The sequence below is a fragment of the Streptomyces sp. JJ66 genome (assembly GCF_019303495.1).
In the GTDB taxonomy this organism is placed as follows: Bacteria; Actinomycetota; Actinomycetes; order Streptomycetales; family Streptomycetaceae; genus Streptomyces.
Map to the genome: position 1 here is coordinate 31,041 of NZ_JAEVFI010000028.1, position 16,077 is coordinate 47,117.

Consider the following 16,077-nt stretch of genomic DNA (forward strand, 5'->3'; position numbering starts at 1 on the left):
GCACGGGGAAGGGCGCGACCCGTTGCGGGCCGCGCCCTTGCCGTGCCGCGTGCGAAGAGGCTGGGGAAGCGGTTAGTTGTGACCCATCCGCTTCGGCTTGCGCGTCGAGCCCGAGCCCGATTCCTCGCCGCGCGCCTCCTGCGTGCTCTCCGGCCGCTCCGGCAGTTGTCCGGAGCGGCCTGGTTTCTGGCGATCTCGGTTCTTCTTCTTGGCCACGCTGAACCTCCTTGGGGTCCTGGGAACAAGGCCGTACTCAGATTCACATGGGGCGACACTCTTCGCATTTCGGGCAATACCCTTCGTGTGCGCGGCTGTCCGTGCCCACATCCGCACGCTCTGCCCACGCTTTCGCCACGCCGAAGATCGAGTTCGGGCTGATAACCCCGGTACGGTCGGGGCAGACTCGAAAGAAACAGGCCGACGGCTGACTGTGCTGTCCGACGAGAGTGGGTGGACCGTGGACCGCTGCGTCGTCCTGGTGGACGCCGGTTATCTGCTGGGTGCCGCCGCGAGCCTGTTGGCCGGAGAGCCCGCCCGCTCCGGCATCACCGTCGATCACACCGCGCTGATCCAGGGCCTGCGCGAGCGCGCCGAGGCCGAGACGGGCTGCGCGCTGCTGCGGATCTACTGGTTCGACGGCGCCCCCGACCGGGTGCCGCAGCCCGAGCACCGCAGGCTGCGCGTCATGCCCCGCGTCACGGTACGACTGGGCGCCCTCACCCGGACGGACGGCCGCTGGGCGCAGAAGGGCGTGGACGCGGCCATGCACGCCGAGCTGACCGAGCTGGCCCGCAACCGGGCCTGCTCCGACATCGTGCTCGTCACCGGCGACGGCGACCTGCTGCCCGGCCTGATGTCCGCCAAGGAACACGGCGTCGCCGTCCACCTGTGGGCGCTGCAGGCGGCCGACGGTGACTACAACCAGTCCGAGGACCTGGTCGCCGAGGCCGATGAACGCCGGGTGCTGGACCGGGAGTGGATCACCCGGGCCGTCCAGGCGAAGGAGACCGTCTGCCCCGGGGCACCGCAGCCGCCCACCCGCCCCGACATCGCCGCCATCCTCGCCGCCCCGCTGCCCGAACCGCCGCGCTCCTCCCGCTCGCCGTCCGCACTGGCCGGCAAGAACGGCGCGGCGGCACCGCCCGGCCCGGCCCCGTCCGCTCCGGCCCCCGAGGAGGAACCGTCCGAGACCCACGCGCGCGGGGTGCCCACGCCGAAGGACCTCGCCGAGCTGGGCCGCCCCGCGCCCGCCCCGCACAGCGCGCCGCCCCCGGCGCCCGCCGCCACCCTGCGCTGGTCCTCGGAGAAGGGCTGGGTGGACCGGGGCGGGGCCCCGGCCGAGCCGCCGGAGGCCGGTGCGCTGCCGACGCTGGCGCAGCTCACGACGGCCGAGCAGCGCTGGGCCGACCGCGAGGAGGACATCACGGCCGTCAGCGGGGACCCGTTCGAGGTCGGCCAGGTCTTCGCCCGCCGCTGGCTCGCGCGCCTGGGCGGTCACGGGCACCTGGAGCAGCTGACGACGCTGTACCCGCGCATTCCGCACCGCATCGACGGCGAGCTGCTGCGGTACGCCGCGCGCTTCGGGCTGCTGGCCCACAAGGACGACCAGATCGACGAGAACGACCGGTACGCGATCCGCGCGGGCTTCTGGCGCGAGGTGGACGGCCACACGGACACGGAGCGCGCTCCGGCCGAGTAGCGGCGCGCCCCACGCGGCGTGAAGGCGGCGTGCAGAACGCGGGGTCCCGGCCGAAGGCCGGGGGAGGGCGCCCGAAGGCCGGGGGAGGGAACGGGGTGCGGAACGCAGCGCGTACCCTCGTACGTCGTGGAGACGGGCACACCGCAGGACGGCACCAGCGGCGGGCCGGTGTGCGCCGTACGGGACCTGGTGAAGACGTACCCCGCACAGCGGTCCCGGCGCCGGGCGCCCGCGAGCCCCGCCGTCCGCGCCAGTGACGGCGTCACCCTCACCGTGCGGCGTGGCGAGCTGTTCGGCCTGCTCGGGCCGAACGGCGCCGGCAAGTCCACCCTCGTGCGTCAGCTCACCGGCCTGCTGCGGCCCGACGCGGGCGAGATCACCGTCCTCGGCCACGACCTCGTGCGCCACCCCGGGCGCGCCGCGCGGCTGCTGGCCTACCTCGGTCAGGAGTCCACCGCGCTGGAGGAGCTGACCGTCTGGCTGGCCGCCGAGACCACCGCCCGGCTGCGCGGCCTGCCCGCCGCCGACGCCCGCCGGGCGACCGGCGCCGTGCTGGAGGAGCTGGGCCTGACCGAACTGGCCGCCCGGCCCCTCAAACGCCTCTCCGGCGGTCAGCGCCGCCTGGCCTGCGTGGCGACCGCGCTGGTGGGGGAGCGGCCACTCCTGGTGCTCGACGAGCCGACGACCGGCATGGACCCGGTCGCCCGCCGCGCCGTGTGGGCCGCCGTGGACCGGCGCCGCGCCGAGCGTGGCGCGACGGTCGTGCTCGTCACCCACAACGTCATCGAGGCGGAGTCCGTGCTGGACCGCGTGGCCGTGCTGGACCGTGGCCGGGTCATCGCCTGCGACACCCCCGGCGGGCTCAAGGCCCTCGTCGGCGACGACGTCCGGCTGGAACTGGTGTGGCGTGACGGGCCGCCGCTGCACGTCCCCGAGGTCGCCGCGCTGTACCCGGCCGCCGAGCGCGCCGGACGCCGCTGGACGCTGCGGCTGCCCCCGGACGACGCCCGCGCGGCCGTCTCCGCCGTCACCAGCGGCGCGGCGTTCCCCGCTCTCGACGACTTCTCCCTCGCCACGCCGAGCCTGGAGGACGTCTACCTGGCCCTCGGCGGCCGTACGGAAGGTCTGGTGAAGGCGTGAGCGCCCTGTCCGCCGAGTCCGCCCCGGGCACCGCGGCGCACCGCCGTGCCCGCCAACGCGCCGGTACGGCACCGCACGAGACGCGGGCAGCCGAGCTGGCACCGCGCGTGCGGCTGTGGCCCGCGCTCACGGCGGTCTACCGCGCCCAGCTCTCCCGGGCCCGCGTCGCCCGCGTCCCGCTGCTGTTCGTCGCCACCTTCCAGTCCATCGGGATCATGGTCCTGCTGCGCGGCGTCGTGGACGCCGGTCCCGGTGCGGAGGCCCGGGCCGTCGTGGCCGGGTCCAGCGTGCTGGTCGTCGCCTTCGTCGCGCTGAACCTGCTCGCGCAGTACTTCGGGGCCCTGCGCGGCTCCGGCGGGCTCGACCACTACGCCACGCTGCCCGTGCCGCCAGCGGCCGTCGTGCTGGGCGCGGCCGGTGCCTACGCCTCGTTCACCGTGCCCGGTGTGGTGGTCACGGCGGTGACCGGCAGCCTGCTGTACGGGCTGCCGCTGACCGGGCTGTGGGTGCTGCTGGCCGTCGTCCCGCTCGCCGGTGCCGCGCTCGCCGGGCTCGGCGCCGCGCTCGGCCTGCTCGCGCCCCGGCCGGAGCTGGCCACGCTCTGCGGCCAGCTCGGCATGTCGGCCGCGCTGCTGCTCGGCGTGCTGCCGCCCACCGCACTGCCCGAGCCCGCCGGGTGGGCCCGCGACCTGCTGCCCTCCACCTACGGCGTCGAGGCGCTCGCGGCCACCTTCGGCCCCGCGCCCGACTGGACCGGCGTCGCGCTCGACCTCGGTGTCTGCGCCGCCGTGGGTGTCCTCGCGCTCGCGCTCGCCACCTGGGCCTACCGCCGCGCGGCGGTTCGCTGAGCGGCCCGGCGTCCGGGTGCCGCGCCCGGTTCCCCGGCGGCGGCTCCGGTTTGGCACGATGGCGGGGTGACCGCACCGACACCCCCCACACCGCAGTCCGGACGCCCCTCGCCGTCACAGGGCTCGCGGCCCTACGACCCGTGGGCCGAGCCGTCCGCGCAGGCGGGCGGCCCCGGACCCGGAGACGGCATCCCCGGTGCCCCCGCCGCCGTGGACGGTGGCGGCGTGCCGGACGGTGAGACGGAGCAAGCGGTGGGCGTGGCGGACGCGTGGGCCTGGCTGGGGACGGCGGCCGCCGTCACCCTGCTCGGGCCCGTCCTCGGCCTGCTGTGGTGGTGGCTGGCCCCCGACGTCGCGTACGTCTCCGACGGGCAGCAGGCGTTCCTGCGCCACAACGAGAGCGAGGCATCCTTCGGCGTGGACGGCACCTTCGTGCTGCTGGCCGCGCTCCTGGGCATCGTCTGCGGCGCCCTGGCGTTCCTGGTGCGGCGGCACGGCGGGGTCGGCGTCGTGCTGGGCCTGACCTCCGGCGGGGTGCTGGGCTCCTGGCTGGCCGCCTGGCTCGGCGGGGTGCTGGGGCCGGGCGCGGACCTGACCGCCCGGGCGCTGGACGCTGGACGCGGGGGCGTGTTCACCGGGCCGCTGGAGCTGAGCAGCATGGTGCTGCTGCTGGTGTGGCCGCTCGCCGCCGTCGCGACGCACCTGGTCGCGCTGGGCACCCGGGGGCCGCGCGACGCGGACCCGCAGCCGCCGGTCCACCCGAACTGGGGCCCGGCCCCGGACGGCCCCGCCACCCACGACCCCGCCCCGGACGGTGGCCCGGCTCCGCGCGGGTAGGGCATTCCGGCGGGTCGCTTCCGGACGCGGTTGCCCGGAGGCGAGCGGGGCCTGGGCCGGGCGGAGGTCAGGCGCGGGTGATGGGGGCCGTGTGGGCGTGGGTGAGCGCGGCCAGGTCGGCGGGTGCCAGCTCCACCTCCAGGCCACGGCGTCCGGCGGAGACGCACACCGTGCGGTGCGCGGCCACCGACGCGTCGAGCACCGTGGGCAGCCGCTTGCGCTGCCCCAGCGGCGAGATGCCACCGCGCACGTAGCCGCTGGAGCGTTCGGCCGCCGCCGGGTCGGCCATCACCGCGCGCTTGCCGCCCACAGCGGCGGCGAGCGCCTTGAGGTCCAGCGTGCGGGCCACCGGGACGACGGCGACCGTCAGCGCCCCGTCCACCTCGGCCACCAGCGTCTTGAACACCCGCTCCGGCGCCACCCCGAGCGCCCGCGCGGCCTCCTCGCCGTAAGAGAGACCGGCTGCCGGGTCGTGCGCGTAGGCGTGCACCGTGAAGGGCACCCCGGCCCGGGCCAGGGCGACCGTCGCGGGTGTGCCGTTCGCCTGTTTCCGGCGGGCCTTCGCCATCGAGGCGCCCCCTCGCGCTCAGTTCGGGCAGGTCGGCTGCTGGGTGAGCTCCACCGCGGGCAGCGAGGGCAGCTCACCCAAGACGGCCGTCTCCCGGCGCAGCAGTCGCAGCTCCTCGCGCAGGCGGCTCGCGGTGTCCGGGGTCTGGAGCAGGCGCTGCTTGTCCGCGGTGTCCAGCACCGTCGCGGCGGCCACCAGGTAGGAGACGACCGACGGCTCCTCGGGGAGCTCCTGGCCCGTCGTCAGGGTCAGCTGCTGCGCGCCCGCGAGCCGTTTGCGGTAGGCGCCGAACGCCCGCAGCACCCCGGCCGCGAGGGGAGCCGCGCCCTCGCCCGGGTCCTCCTCCAGCTCCTCCACCTCGCCGACGAGGTAGGGGCCGGCGGCGTCCACCGACAGCAGCCGGAAGCGGCTCGTCCCGGTGGCCATCAGCTCGTAGCCCTCCCCGCCCTCGCGCTCGCGGACGGTGGAGGCGTCCGCCACGCAGCCGACGGTGTGGAAGGACGCCAGCGGGTCCGCGCCGAAGCCCGCCGCGGGGCCGCGTTCCGGGGCGGTGGCGGTGCCGTCGGGCAGGCCCATGCCGGTCGGCGCGACCTCGTGGCCCTCCCGGATGGCGATGACGCCGAAGGGGCGCGGCTGATCGTCCGGGATCTCCAGCAGGTCCCGCACCAGGGCGCGGTAGCGCGGCTCGAAGACGTTCAGCGGCAGCACCAGGCCGGGGAACAGCACGGCGTTGAGCGGGAACAGCGGTAGGCGCGCGATCGTCACAGTCGGCCACCTTACGGCGTTCGGGGCCTGGCGTTCCCCGGCCCCGTCCCTTCCGGAAACGCGGACCACCTCCCGGAGCCCGCGCGCCCCGCCTACCCGCGGCCTGCCCGCGCCTACTGCCGGCGCAGCACCCGCGTCGCGCCCGCGGCGGCCGTCGTGGCGAGAATCCAGCCCGCGAGGACCAGGGCGACGGCCACCCACTGACCCGGCCCGGCCGGGTTCCACGCCTTGTCGTGGCCCAGGTCGATGACCGGGAGCAGCAGGTCCAGGGCGTAGACGGCGGGGCTCCAGTGCGGGGTCTTCTCCGGCTCCAGCGCCTCGGGACGGTGGCCGGAGAAGAACCCCGTGCCCGCGAGCCACAGCACGCCCATCCACAGCGCGGCCAGCCCCGGCCGGTAGCCGTAGGCGACGGTCCAGTCCTGGAGGTAGCCCCACACCTTTCCGGCCAGCGACAGCGTCTCGCGGCGGCGGCGCTGCTTGGCCAGGAGCACCAGGCGCGCGTCGGCGTCCTCACCGCTGTTGCGCAGCACGGTGGCCAGCTGTTCGTAGGGGCCGGGGGAGTACTCGGGGGTCGCGGCGGCCACCCACCGCAGGCGGTCGGCCAGCGGGAACGGGCCGACGGGGATCAGCTGCTCGTAGGTGAACCCGGCCATCCACAGCCCGGCCCGCACCGGCCAGCTCTGCTGGCGGTCCACGAGGTTGCCCACGGTGGCCCCGGAGAGGACGACACGCCCGTGCTCGGGGCGCTCGGGGGTGAAGCGCAGCTCGGGAGTCTGCACCCGGCGCAGGGAGACCTCCTGGTCCCGGCGCAGGGTGAAGACGGCCTGGTCGATCACCAGGGAGTCCCCGAACCGGCAGTCGTCAAGCTTCACACCCCCGGTGCACTCGAACCGCTGATGCTGCCGGGGCGGTAACCAGCCCCCGGCCGGGTCCTGCGCCTGGGCCTGGTCGCCCCGGTGCACCGTGCCCAGCGGCGGCGTCATGCTCTGCATCAGGTAGAGGGTGCCGGGGCCCGCCGTCGCACAGTGGGCGAAGCGGGCGACGTGCATCTCCGGGGCGTGCAGCGCGTACCGGCCGCGGTTGCGCAGCACGCTGCCGTAGAGGTAGAGGGACCCGCCGATCTGGGCACCGCGCAGGCTCACCTCACCGTCACAGCGCATCAGCCCGGCCTGGAGGTCCTGGCCGACGTTCAGCCCGTCGGCCGCGATGGCCCGCAGCCGGTGCCCGCTGCCGAAGGTGGTCTCGTTCAGCAGCAGGTCGGAGCCGATCGAGGCATCGGTGAGCCGGATGCCCTCGGGCACGGTGCAGCGGGCCAGGTGCAAATCACCGTCGGTCCCGGCGCGGGCGGCCTCCACCCGGGGCACCTGGCAGTCCACCAGGCGGAACGTGCTCACCTGGCCTTCGGTCAGCAACAGCTCGTCCTCGAACCGGCACTGCTTCAGTTCGACGTAGGGCCGCACTTGCCCGCCGGACAGGTCAAGCCGCCCGGTGATCAGCGCCCCGCGCAGTTGCAGCGACGTCACCCGGCCCAGCAGTGGCGGCGGGCCGTGCAGCAACAGCAGGGCGATGACGCGGGCCCGCACCGTGCGCTGCGGCCCCCACGCGTCGTCGCCGCCCGGATCGTCGCGGACCGGGTCGCCGGTGCGCAGATCGTGCGGGGTCCCGTTGCGGAACGCCTGCCACAGGCCCCACTCGGCCGTGGACAGCCGCAGCTCGGCCGGTGGTTCGCCGTCGGTCAGCGGCTCGCTCACACCCGTCCCCCTCCTGGTCAGCCCCGTCGGCCCGGCGGCCGCACGGGCACGGTGTCCGGTGACGGGCACACCGCCGGTCTCGTCCGCGCTCGCGTCGCCCATCCCGGCTCTGGCCTTTCGGCCGCCCCCGTCGTCACCGTGACCGGCACGTACGGCCTACCCCGTGGCGCGACCCGCGTATCACGCTTCGATACGCGAACCGGGACACCGCCCGGGGTCTGCGAGACTGGAGGGGTGCTGCGAACGATTTCCCTGGCCCGGATCGATCTGCGTGGTTCCTCCGCCGACGGCGGCGTGACCGGCGGCATCGACCGCGATCTACTGCCCCGCGCTGAGCTCGACGTCGAAGCCGCCCTGGAGAAGGTGCGGCCCATCTGCCACGACGTCCAGCATCGCGGGACGGCGGCGCTGCTCGACTACGCCCAGCGGTTCGACGGCGTCACCCTGGACCGGGTCGGGGTCCCGGCCGAGGCGCTGGTGAAGGCTCTGGACGAGCTGGACCCGGCCGTGCGCGCCGCACTGGAGGAGTCGGTCCGCCGCGCCCGCACCGTGCACCGGGCCCAGCGCCGCACCGACCACACCGTGCGGGTCGTGCCCGGCGGCACCGTCACCGAGCGCTGGGTGCCCGTCGAGCGTGTCGGCCTGTACGTGCCGGGCGGCCAGGCGGTCTACCCGTCCTCCGTGGTGATGAACGTCGTCCCCGCGCAGGAGGCCGAGGTCGCCTCGCTGGCGGTGTCCTCTCCGCCGCAGGCCGAGTTCGGCGGCCTGCCGCACCCGACGATCCTCGCCGCCTGCGCCCTGCTCGGCGTGGACGAGGTGTACGCCGCCGGCGGCGCGCAGGCGGTCGCCATGTTCGCCTACGGCACCGAGGAGTGCGCCCCGGTCCAGCTGGTCACCGGCCCCGGCAACATCTGGGTGGCCGCCGCCAAGCGCCTGCTCAAGGGCCGCATCGGCATCGACGCCGAGGCCGGTCCCACCGAGATCGCCATCCTCGCCGACGCCACCGCCGACCCCGCGCACGTCGCCGCCGACCTGATCAGCCAGGCCGAGCACGACACGCTGGCCGCCGCCGTCCTGGTCACCGACTCCGAGGAGCTGGCCCAGGCGGTGGACGCCGAGCTGGTCACCCAGGTCGCCGCGACCAAGCACACCGAGCGGATCACCGAGGCGCTGTCCGGCCGCCAGTCCGGTGTGGTCCTCGTGGACGACATCGAGCACGGCTTGCGCGTGGTGGACGCCTACGCCGCCGAGCACCTGGAGATCCACACCGCCGACGCCGCCGCCGTCGCCGCCCGGGTGCGCAACGCGGGCGCCGTGTTCGTCGGCCCGTACGCGCCCGTCTCCCTGGGCGACTACTGCGCGGGCTCCAACCACGTGCTGCCCACCGGCGGCTGCGCCTGCCACTCCTCGGGCCTGTCCGTGCAGTCCTTCCTGCGCGGCATCCACGTCGTGGACTACAGCCGCGACGCCCTCGCCGAGGTCACCCACCACGTCGTGGCGCTCGCCGAAGCCGAGGACCTGCCCGCCCACGGTGCGGCCCTGACGGCCCGCTTCGACGGGAAGGTGCCCGGCGCATGACCGTCCTGGACGACCTGCCGATCCGGGACGAGCTGCGCGGCAAGTCCCCCTACGGGGCGCCGCAGCTCGATGTCCCGGTGCGGCTGAACACCAACGAGAACCCCTACCCGCTGCCCGAGGCGCTGGTCGAGCGGATCGCGGAGCGGGTCGCCGAGGCCGCGCGCGGCCTGAACCGCTACCCGGACCGCGACGCCGTCGAGCTGCGCACCCGGCTCGCCGCCTACCTCACCCGCACCGGCAATCACCCCGTCAACGCCGACGGCGTGTGGGCGGCCAACGGCTCCAACGAGGTGCTTCAGCAGCTGCTCCAGGCGTTCGGCGGGCCCGGGCGCACCGCGCTCGGCTTCGACCCCTCGTACTCGATGCACGCCCTGCTCGCCCGGGGCACCGGCACCGGCTGGATCTCCGGGCCGCGCGCGGCGGACTTCACCATCGAGCTCGACGCCGCCCGCCGCGCCATCGCCGAACACCGCCCGCACGTGGTGTTCGTCTGCTCGCCCAACAACCCCACCGGCACCGCCGTCGAACCCCACGCCGTGCTCGCGCTGTACGACGCCGCGCAGGAGGCCGCTGGCGGTCACGGCGCGCTCGTCGTCGTGGACGAGGCTTACGGCGAGTTCAGCCACCGCCCGTCCCTGCTGCCGCTGATCGCGGGCCGCCCCAACCTGGTGCTCTCCCGTACGATGTCGAAGGCGTTCGGCGCCGCGGGACTGCGGCTGGGCTACCTGGCCGCCGATCCGGCCGTGGTGGACGCCGTCATGCTGGTGCGGCTGCCGTACCACCTGTCGGCCGTCACCCAGGCCACCGCGCTCGCCGCGCTGGAGCACACCGACACGCTGCTCGGTTACGTCGAGCAGCTCAAGGGCGAGCGGGACCGGCTGGTCACCGAGCTGCGGGCGGCGGGCTGCGAGGTCGTGGCCTCCGACGCCAACTTCGTGCAGTTCGGCCGCTTCGACGGCGCGGGCGGCGCGCACGCCGCCTGGCAGGCACTGCTGGAGCACGGGGTGCTGGTCCGGGACAACGGCGTGCCCGGCTGGCTGCGGGTGACCGTGGGCACCCCGGAGGAGAACGACGCGTTCTTGAACGCGGTACGTGCAGTGATGAAGGAGAACGAGCGATGAGCCGCGTTGGCCGCGAGGAGCGCACCACCAAGGAGACCTCGGTCGTCGTCGAGATCAACCTCGACGGGACGGGCACGGTCGATGTCGCCACCGGCGTCGGCTTCTTCGACCACATGCTGGACCAGCTCGGACGGCACGGCCTGTTCGACCTCAGCGTCAAGACCGAGGGCGACCTGCACATCGACAGCCACCACACCATCGAGGACACCTCGCTCGCGCTGGGCGCCGCGTTCCGGCAGGCACTTGGCGACAAGCGCGGCATCGTGCGGTTCGCGGACGCCTCCGTCCCGCTGGACGAGTCCCTCGCCCAGGTGACCGTCGATCTGTCCGGCCGCCCCTACCTGGTGCACTCCGAGCCGCAGGCCATGGCGCCGATGATCGGCCCGGACTACGACACGACGATGACGCGGCACATCCTGGAGTCCTTCGTCGCGCAGGCCCAGATCGCGCTGCACGTCCACGTCCCCTACGGCCGCAACGCCCACCACATCGTGGAATGCCAGTTCAAGGCTCTGGCCCGCGCCCTGCGCTACGCCAGCGAGATCGACCCCCGGCAGCCGGGGATTCCGTCCACGAAGGGCGCCCTGTGAGCGACGCACGCACGGCCGCCGGGCCGCACCGTACGACGATGCCCGCACCTCTGCGCCGCGCGGGCGGAGAAGCGAACACATGAGCACTGTGAGCGACGCACGCACGGCCGCCGGGCCGCACCGTACGACGATGCCCGCACCTGTGGGCCGTGCGGGCGGAGAAGCGAACGGAAACGCACGGTGACGGGGCTGGCCGCGCTGCTGATCTTCGTCGGGCTGTTCCTGCTCGGCGGGGTCATCTCGTTCTGGCGGCAAGGGCTGCCCAAGGCCGTCATCGTGCTCGCCGGTATCGGCGCGGTCCTGGCCCTGGCCGCCGGAATCCTGCGCCTGGAGGTGTGGCAGTGACCCAGCGTCCGCAGCGTCCGAAGTCCGCGAAAGACGTCGTGGTCTTCGACTACGGCTTCGGCAACGTCCGCTCCGCCGAGCGGGCCCTGGCCCGCGCCGGCGCGCACGTCGAGATCACCCGCGACTACGACCGCGCGATGAACGCCGACGGCCTGCTCGTCCCCGGTGTCGGCGCGTTCGCCGCCTGCATGGCCGGGCTGAAGGAGGCCCGTGGCGACTGGATCGTCGGCCGCCGTCTGGCCGGGGGCCGCCCGGTGCTGGGCATCTGCGTCGGCATGCAGATCCTGTTCTCGCGTGGCATCGAGCACGGGGTGGAGGCCGAGGGACTGGACGAGTGGCCCGGCACCGTCGGCCCGCTGAAGGCCGACGTCGTCCCGCACATGGGGTGGAACACGGTTGAGCCCCCGCAGGACTCGCGGCTGTTCGCCGGGGTGGACCCCGGTGCCCGCTTCTACTTCGTGCACTCCTACGCCGCCCACGGCTGGGAGCTCCAGGCCCACAACCCGGCGCTGAAGCCGCCGAAGGTCACCTGGTCCACGCACGGTGAGCGGTTCGTCGCCGCCGTGGAGAACGGTCCGCTGTGGGCCACGCAGTTCCACCCCGAGAAGTCCGGCGACGCCGGTGCGCAGCTCCTCACGAACTGGATCGAGACGCTCTAGATGACCGATGTGACCGGCGTGACCGACGTGACGCCCCAGACCAGCAAGCTCGAACTGCTCCCCGCCGTGGACGTGCGCGACGGGCAGGCCGTGCGCCTGGTGCACGGCGAGTCCGGCACCGAGACCGGCTACGGCGACCCGCTTCAGGCCGCCCTCGCCTGGCAGTCGGCCGGAGCCGAGTGGCTGCACCTGGTGGACCTGGACGCCGCCTTCGGCACCGGCGACAACCGCGAGCGGATCGCGGAGGTCACCCGGCGCATGGACCTGAAGGTGGAGCTGTCCGGCGGCATCCGGGACGACGCCTCGCTGGCCGCCGCGCTCGCCACCGGCTGCACCCGGGTCAACCTGGGCACGGCCGCGCTGGAGTCCCCGGAGTGGGTCGCGGGGGTCATCGCCGAGCACGGCGACAAGATCGCCGTCGGGCTCGACGTGCGCGGCACCACCCTGCGCGGCCGCGGCTGGACCCGCGACGGCGGCGACCTGTACGAGACGCTGGAACGGCTCAACGCCGAAGGCTGCGCCCGCTACGTCGTCACCGACATCAACAAGGACGGCACCCTCAAGGGCCCGAACCTGGAGCTGCTGCGGAACGTGTGCGCCGCCACCGACCGCCCGGTCGTCGCCTCCGGCGGCGTCTCCTCGCTGGCGGACCTGCGCGCCATCGCCGCACTCGTCCCGCACGGTGTGGAGGGCGCCATCGTGGGCAAGGCTCTGTACGCGAAGGCGTTCACGCTGCGAGAGGCGCTGGAGGCGGTGGCGGGATGACGATCGAGCGCGTGCGCGGCGAGGGCTCCTGGGAGGAGACCATCGGCTCGGCACGCGCGGTCGCCGCCGGAGACCGGGTCTTCGTCGCGGGCACCATGCCCTTCGCCGAGGGCGCGGTGGAAGGGGAGGGCGACCCGTACACACAGGCCCGGGCCGCCTTCGGCCACGCCCTGGCGGAGCTGGCCCGGTTCGGGCTCGGCGCCGAGTCCGTCGTCCGCACCCGCATGTACCTGGCCCACGCCCGCGACGTGGAAGCCGTGGGCCGCGCGCACGCCGAGCTGTTCGGCGCCGTCCGGCCGGCCGCCACGCTCGTGGTGGTCTCGGGCTTCGCCGACAGCCGCGTGCTGGTGGAGGTCGAGGTCGAAGCCTTCCGGGAAGCCCACGAGAACCGGCGGCCCCAGGCCACCCAGCACACCCGAGAAGCCCGCGAAACCCGAGTTCCTGGAGAACGTCAGTGACCCTGGCCGTACGAGTCATTCCCTGCCTGGACGTGGACGGCGGCCGGGTCGTCAAGGGTGTCAACTTCCAGAACCTGCGCGACGCCGGTGACCCGGTGGAGATGGCGAAGGTCTACGACGCCGAGGGCGCCGACGAGCTGACCTTCCTGGACATCACCGCGTCCTCCGGCAACCGCGAGACCACCTACGACGTGGTGCGCCGCACCGCCGAGCAGGTGTTCATCCCGCTCACCGTCGGCGGCGGCGTGCGCACGGCCGAGGACGTCAACCGCCTGCTGCGCGCGGGCGCCGACAAGGTGGGCGTCAACACCGCCGCCATCGCCCGGCCCGAGCTGATCCGCGAGATCGCCGAACGCTTCGGGCGTCAGGTGCTGGTGCTGTCGGTGGACGCGCGCCGCACGGAGTCCGGCTCCTTCGAGGTGACCACGCACGGAGGCCGCCGGGGCACCGGCATCGACGCCGTGGAGTGGGCTCACCGCGCCGCCGACCTGGGCGCGGGCGAGATCCTGCTCAACTCCATGGACGCCGACGGCACCAAGGACGGCTACGACGTGGAGATGATCTCCGAGGTGCGGCGGCACGTCTCCGTCCCGGTCATCGCCTCCGGCGGGGCGGGCAAGCCCGCGGACTTCCCCGCCGCGATCACCGCCGGGGCCGACGCCGTCCTGGCCGCCTCCGTCTTCCACTTCGGCGACCTGCGCATCACCGAGGTCAAGGCGGCCCTGTCCGAGGCGGGCCACCCGGTGCGCTGACCATCCGGCGGGGCGGCCCCGCCGGAGGCCGGACGCGCGCCGGGGCGGGCCGGTCAAAGCCCCAGCGACGCCTCCTGCGCCCGGGCGACGGCGTCCTTGTCGCCGTCCAGCTCTACGCGCGCCGCGTCCTGCCGCCCGTAGGCGAACAGCAGCAGCTCACCGGGCTCCCCGGTGACCGTCACCACCGGCGTGCCCCGGTGGGCGACCGCCGTCTGCCCGTTCGGGCGCCGCAGCACCAGCCCCACCGGGCACCCGCGCCCGAGCATGCGCGCGGACTTCTCCAGCCGTGACCACAGCACGTCGGCGAAGACCGGGTCCAGCTCGCGCGGTGTCCAGTCGGACTGGGCCCGGCGCACGTCCTCGGTGTGGACGTAGAACTCCACGGTGTTCGCGGCCTCGTCCACCTGCTTGATCGCGAACGGCGAGCGGCCCGGCGGGCCACTGCGGATGAGCTGGACCAGCTCCGCGTACGGCTTGGCGGCGAACTCGGCCTGGACCCGGTCGCGCCGCGCGGCCAGCTGCTTGAGGAGGAGGCCCGCCGCCGCGTCGGGACGCCGCTCCCGGAGCACGACGTGCGCGGCCAGGTCCCGCGCCGTCCAGCCCTCGCACAGGGTCGGGGCGTCGGGGCCGACGCTCTCCAACAGGTCGGCCATCAGGAGACGTTCACGCTTGGCATGAGTTGACATGCCACCAGCCTACGGCGCGGCGCCCGCGCCGGGCGAGGAGCCGCGCGGACCGGCCAGCGTCAGCCCAGGGGGCCGGTGAGCTTCTTGTCCTTCAGCGCGAGCGAGCAGGTCCCCTGATCCTTGCCGGAGAACTCGTAGGTGATCTGCGTCGGATAGAGCACGAACGAGTAGTACGAGCGGCCATCGGCCGGGAGGTGCTTCCTGGCGTCCTTCTCGCATTGCGCCCCCGCGTCCTTGCCGATCTCCTCGTCGTCGGCGTAGTCCCCGGTGAGGGTGAAGTTGGAGACCACTTCGGCGTCGTGCGGCTTGGTGCAGGACACCTCTTCGATCCTGCTGATCCCGTCCGTCATCGACGGGTCGTTGAAGCAGGTGCCCGGTTTCAGCACCACGTAGGTGCCCTTCTCGTCGTCGGGTTTCTGCGCGGGCTCCTCGGTCGGGGCCGGTTCTTCGGTGGGCTCGTCCGACGGCTCCGGCGTGGGCTCCGGCGTCGGCTCCTCGGTGGGCTCCTGCGACGCGCTCGCCGTGGGGCTCGGGCTCTCCTTGGCCTCCGTGGCCTCGTCATCTCCGGCGCCCAGGAACAGCAGGCCACCCACCGCGAGCGCGGCGACCAGCACCAGGCCGACGACGATGGCCGCGACCTTGGCCCCGTTGCCGCCGCTCCCTCCCGGCGGAGGCGGGGGCGGGAAGCCGCCAGGGCCGCCCGGAGGACCGGGCGGCGGACCGCCGGGTATGCCGTAGGGCGGCTGCTGACCGGGGTAACCCGGCTGACCGGGCGGGCCGGGGTAGCCGCCGGGCTGGCCCGGATAGCCGCCCTGCTGGCCGGGGTAGCCGTAACCGCCCGCGGGCGGACCGGGCTGCCCGGGCGGACCGAAGCCCTGCGGCGGACCGAAACCGCCGCCGGCGCCGGACCCGGACTGGTTGTTCGGCGGCGGTGGATAACTCATGGCGAAAAGGATGCCCCATGCCACAGACATTCGACGCTCCGGGCTTGGTCACAGGTCTGGCACAGCGGCGCGCCGCGAACACCTCGTAGTGGTACGGGTGTTATGTCGGCTTCGGTGCGGCGGCGGGCGGGCTCCGTGCGCGGTGTGCGGGCCGCGCCGCGCGGACGGCAGAATGATCCCATGCCAGCTACCGCACTCGACCCCGCCATCGCCGCCCGCCTCAAGCGCAACGCCGACGGCCTGCTGCCCGCCATCGCCCAGCAGTACGACACCGGCGAAGTGCTCATGCTCGGCTGGATGGACGACGAGGCCCTGCACCGCACCCTCACCACCGGACGCTGCACCTACTGGAGCCGCAGTCGCCGCGCGTACTGGGTCAAGGGCGACACCTCCGGGCACGTCCAGTGGGTGAAGTCCGTGGCCCTGGACTGCGACGGGGACACCGTGCTCGTCCAGGTGGACCAGGTCGGCGCCGCCTGCCACACCGGCGAGCGCACCTGCTTCGACGCCGACCGGCTCCCCGTGACGCGGCCCGCGACGGGCGAACAGAGCGCGGGGAAGGAGAGCTGAC

19 protein-coding genes are annotated in these 16,077 nt (G+C 74.3%); 13 read left to right on the forward strand and 6 right to left on the reverse strand.

From position 1 onward, the window contains the following. Positions 1-72: 72 nt before the first annotated feature. Positions 73-216 carry a hypothetical protein gene (locus tag JJV70_RS18320; protein ID WP_219049095.1) on the reverse strand — a complete coding sequence of 48 codons (144 nt, stop codon included), beginning with the start codon at positions 214-216 and terminating at the stop codon, positions 73-75. Between the two features lie 241 nt (positions 217-457). Between JJV70_RS18320 and JJV70_RS18325 the strand changes: the two genes are divergently transcribed. From JJV70_RS18325 to JJV70_RS18340, 4 genes are all read left to right on the forward strand, one after another. After that, a complete protein-coding gene (locus tag JJV70_RS18325; RefSeq protein WP_219049132.1) occupies positions 458-1,699 on the forward strand; it encodes an NYN domain-containing protein in 1,242 nt (413 codons plus the stop codon). A 126-nt stretch (positions 1,700-1,825) separates the two neighbouring features. Further along, a complete protein-coding gene (locus JJV70_RS18330; protein WP_219049096.1) occupies positions 1,826-2,839 on the forward strand; it encodes an ABC transporter ATP-binding protein in 1,014 nt (337 codons plus the stop codon). Further along, on the forward strand, positions 2,836-3,687 hold the full coding sequence (locus JJV70_RS18335) for an ABC transporter permease (protein ID WP_219049097.1): 852 nt from the start codon (positions 2,836-2,838) through the stop codon (positions 3,685-3,687). The genes JJV70_RS18330 and JJV70_RS18335 overlap by 4 nt, the downstream gene beginning before the upstream one ends. 66 nt (positions 3,688-3,753) lie before the next feature. Beyond that, positions 3,754-4,524, forward strand: a complete 771-nt coding sequence (locus JJV70_RS18340) for a DUF2567 domain-containing protein (protein ID WP_219049098.1) — start codon at positions 3,754-3,756, stop codon at positions 4,522-4,524. 67 nt (positions 4,525-4,591) lie between these two features. On the opposite strand, the gene ybaK is transcribed toward JJV70_RS18340, so the two are convergent. The 3 genes from ybaK to JJV70_RS18355 form a co-directional block, all read right to left on the reverse strand. Further along, on the reverse strand, positions 4,592-5,092 hold the full coding sequence (gene ybaK, locus JJV70_RS18345; RefSeq protein WP_219049099.1) for a Cys-tRNA(Pro) deacylase: 501 nt from the start codon (positions 5,090-5,092) through the stop codon (positions 4,592-4,594). An 18-nt stretch (positions 5,093-5,110) separates the two neighbouring features. Beyond that, the gene (locus JJV70_RS18350; RefSeq protein WP_219049100.1) at positions 5,111-5,857 is read right to left on the reverse strand and encodes an LON peptidase substrate-binding domain-containing protein; all 747 of its coding nucleotides are present in this window, start codon (positions 5,855-5,857) and stop codon (positions 5,111-5,113) included. Positions 5,858-5,970: 113 nt separating this feature from the next. After that, positions 5,971-7,608, reverse strand: a complete 1,638-nt coding sequence (locus tag JJV70_RS18355; protein ID WP_219049101.1) for an oxidoreductase — start codon at positions 7,606-7,608, stop codon at positions 5,971-5,973. Positions 7,609-7,842: 234 nt separating this feature from the next. Here JJV70_RS18355 and hisD point away from each other — a divergent pair, with 234 nt between their 5' ends. From hisD to hisF, 8 genes are all read left to right on the forward strand, one after another. Next, positions 7,843-9,186 carry a histidinol dehydrogenase gene (hisD, locus tag JJV70_RS18360; RefSeq protein ID WP_308294894.1) on the forward strand — a complete coding sequence of 448 codons (1,344 nt, stop codon included), beginning with the start codon at positions 7,843-7,845 and terminating at the stop codon, positions 9,184-9,186. Then, positions 9,183-10,307 (forward strand): histidinol-phosphate transaminase, encoded by a 1,125-nt coding sequence (locus tag JJV70_RS18365; protein ID WP_219049102.1) that lies wholly within the window; start codon positions 9,183-9,185, stop codon positions 10,305-10,307. The genes hisD and JJV70_RS18365 overlap by 4 nt, the downstream gene beginning before the upstream one ends. Beyond that, positions 10,304-10,897: an imidazoleglycerol-phosphate dehydratase HisB gene (gene hisB / locus JJV70_RS18370; protein WP_219049103.1), complete on the forward strand. Its 594-nt coding sequence runs from the start codon at positions 10,304-10,306 to the stop codon at positions 10,895-10,897. The genes JJV70_RS18365 and hisB overlap by 4 nt, the downstream gene beginning before the upstream one ends. Before the next feature lie 180 nt (positions 10,898-11,077). Continuing rightward, complete coding sequence (locus tag JJV70_RS18375; protein WP_219049104.1) at positions 11,078-11,242, forward strand: hypothetical protein; 165 nt, start codon at positions 11,078-11,080, stop codon at positions 11,240-11,242. Next, positions 11,233-11,901, forward strand: a complete 669-nt coding sequence (hisH, locus tag JJV70_RS18380) for an imidazole glycerol phosphate synthase subunit HisH (protein WP_219049105.1) — start codon at positions 11,233-11,235, stop codon at positions 11,899-11,901. Before JJV70_RS18375 ends, hisH begins: the two co-directional genes overlap by 10 nt. Next, positions 11,902-12,666, forward strand: a complete 765-nt coding sequence (gene priA / locus JJV70_RS18385) for a bifunctional 1-(5-phosphoribosyl)-5-((5-phosphoribosylamino)methylideneamino)imidazole-4-carboxamide isomerase/phosphoribosylanthranilate isomerase PriA (RefSeq protein WP_219049106.1) — start codon at positions 11,902-11,904, stop codon at positions 12,664-12,666. Further along, the gene (locus tag JJV70_RS18390; protein ID WP_219049107.1) at positions 12,663-13,124 is read left to right on the forward strand and encodes a Rid family hydrolase; all 462 of its coding nucleotides are present in this window, start codon (positions 12,663-12,665) and stop codon (positions 13,122-13,124) included. Before priA ends, JJV70_RS18390 begins: the two co-directional genes overlap by 4 nt. After that, positions 13,121-13,876: an imidazole glycerol phosphate synthase subunit HisF gene (gene hisF / locus JJV70_RS18395; RefSeq protein ID WP_219049108.1), complete on the forward strand. Its 756-nt coding sequence runs from the start codon at positions 13,121-13,123 to the stop codon at positions 13,874-13,876. Before JJV70_RS18390 ends, hisF begins: the two co-directional genes overlap by 4 nt. Before the next feature lie 53 nt (positions 13,877-13,929). Here the strand turns inward: hisF and JJV70_RS18400 are convergent, their stop codons facing one another. After that, positions 13,930-14,562, reverse strand: a complete 633-nt coding sequence (locus JJV70_RS18400) for a TIGR03085 family metal-binding protein (RefSeq protein ID WP_219049109.1) — start codon at positions 14,560-14,562, stop codon at positions 13,930-13,932. Between the two features lie 59 nt (positions 14,563-14,621). After that, entirely contained in the window at positions 14,622-15,506 is an 885-nt protein-coding gene (locus JJV70_RS18405) for a septum formation family protein (protein WP_219049110.1), read from the reverse strand. Positions 15,507-15,686: 180 nt separating this feature from the next. Here JJV70_RS18405 and hisI point away from each other — a divergent pair, with 180 nt between their 5' ends. After that, positions 15,687-16,076 (forward strand): phosphoribosyl-AMP cyclohydrolase, encoded by a 390-nt coding sequence (gene hisI, locus JJV70_RS18410; RefSeq protein ID WP_219049111.1) that lies wholly within the window; start codon positions 15,687-15,689, stop codon positions 16,074-16,076. The last annotated feature ends 1 nt before the right edge of the window (position 16,077 follow it).

What these genes read in the sequence shown, in the direction of transcription:
- JJV70_RS18400 (WP_219049109.1), bottom strand. Translation starts at nt 14,562, where the DNA reads ATGTCAACTCATGCCAAGCGTGAACGTCTCCTGATGGCCGACCTGTTG.
- hisB (WP_219049103.1), top strand. Translation starts at nt 10,304, where the DNA reads ATGAGCCGCGTTGGCCGCGAGGAGCGCACCACCAAGGAGACCTCGGTC.
- priA (WP_219049106.1), top strand. Translation starts at nt 11,902, where the DNA reads ATGACCGATGTGACCGGCGTGACCGACGTGACGCCCCAGACCAGCAAG.
- ybaK (WP_219049099.1), bottom strand. Translation starts at nt 5,092, where the DNA reads ATGGCGAAGGCCCGCCGGAAACAGGCGAACGGCACACCCGCGACGGTC.
- JJV70_RS18390 (WP_219049107.1), top strand. Translation starts at nt 12,663, where the DNA reads ATGACGATCGAGCGCGTGCGCGGCGAGGGCTCCTGGGAGGAGACCATC.
- hisI (WP_219049111.1), top strand. Translation starts at nt 15,687, where the DNA reads ATGCCAGCTACCGCACTCGACCCCGCCATCGCCGCCCGCCTCAAGCGC.
- JJV70_RS18405 (WP_219049110.1), bottom strand. Translation starts at nt 15,506, where the DNA reads ATGAGTTATCCACCGCCGCCGAACAACCAGTCCGGGTCCGGCGCCGGC.
- JJV70_RS18365 (WP_219049102.1), top strand. Translation starts at nt 9,183, where the DNA reads ATGACCGTCCTGGACGACCTGCCGATCCGGGACGAGCTGCGCGGCAAG.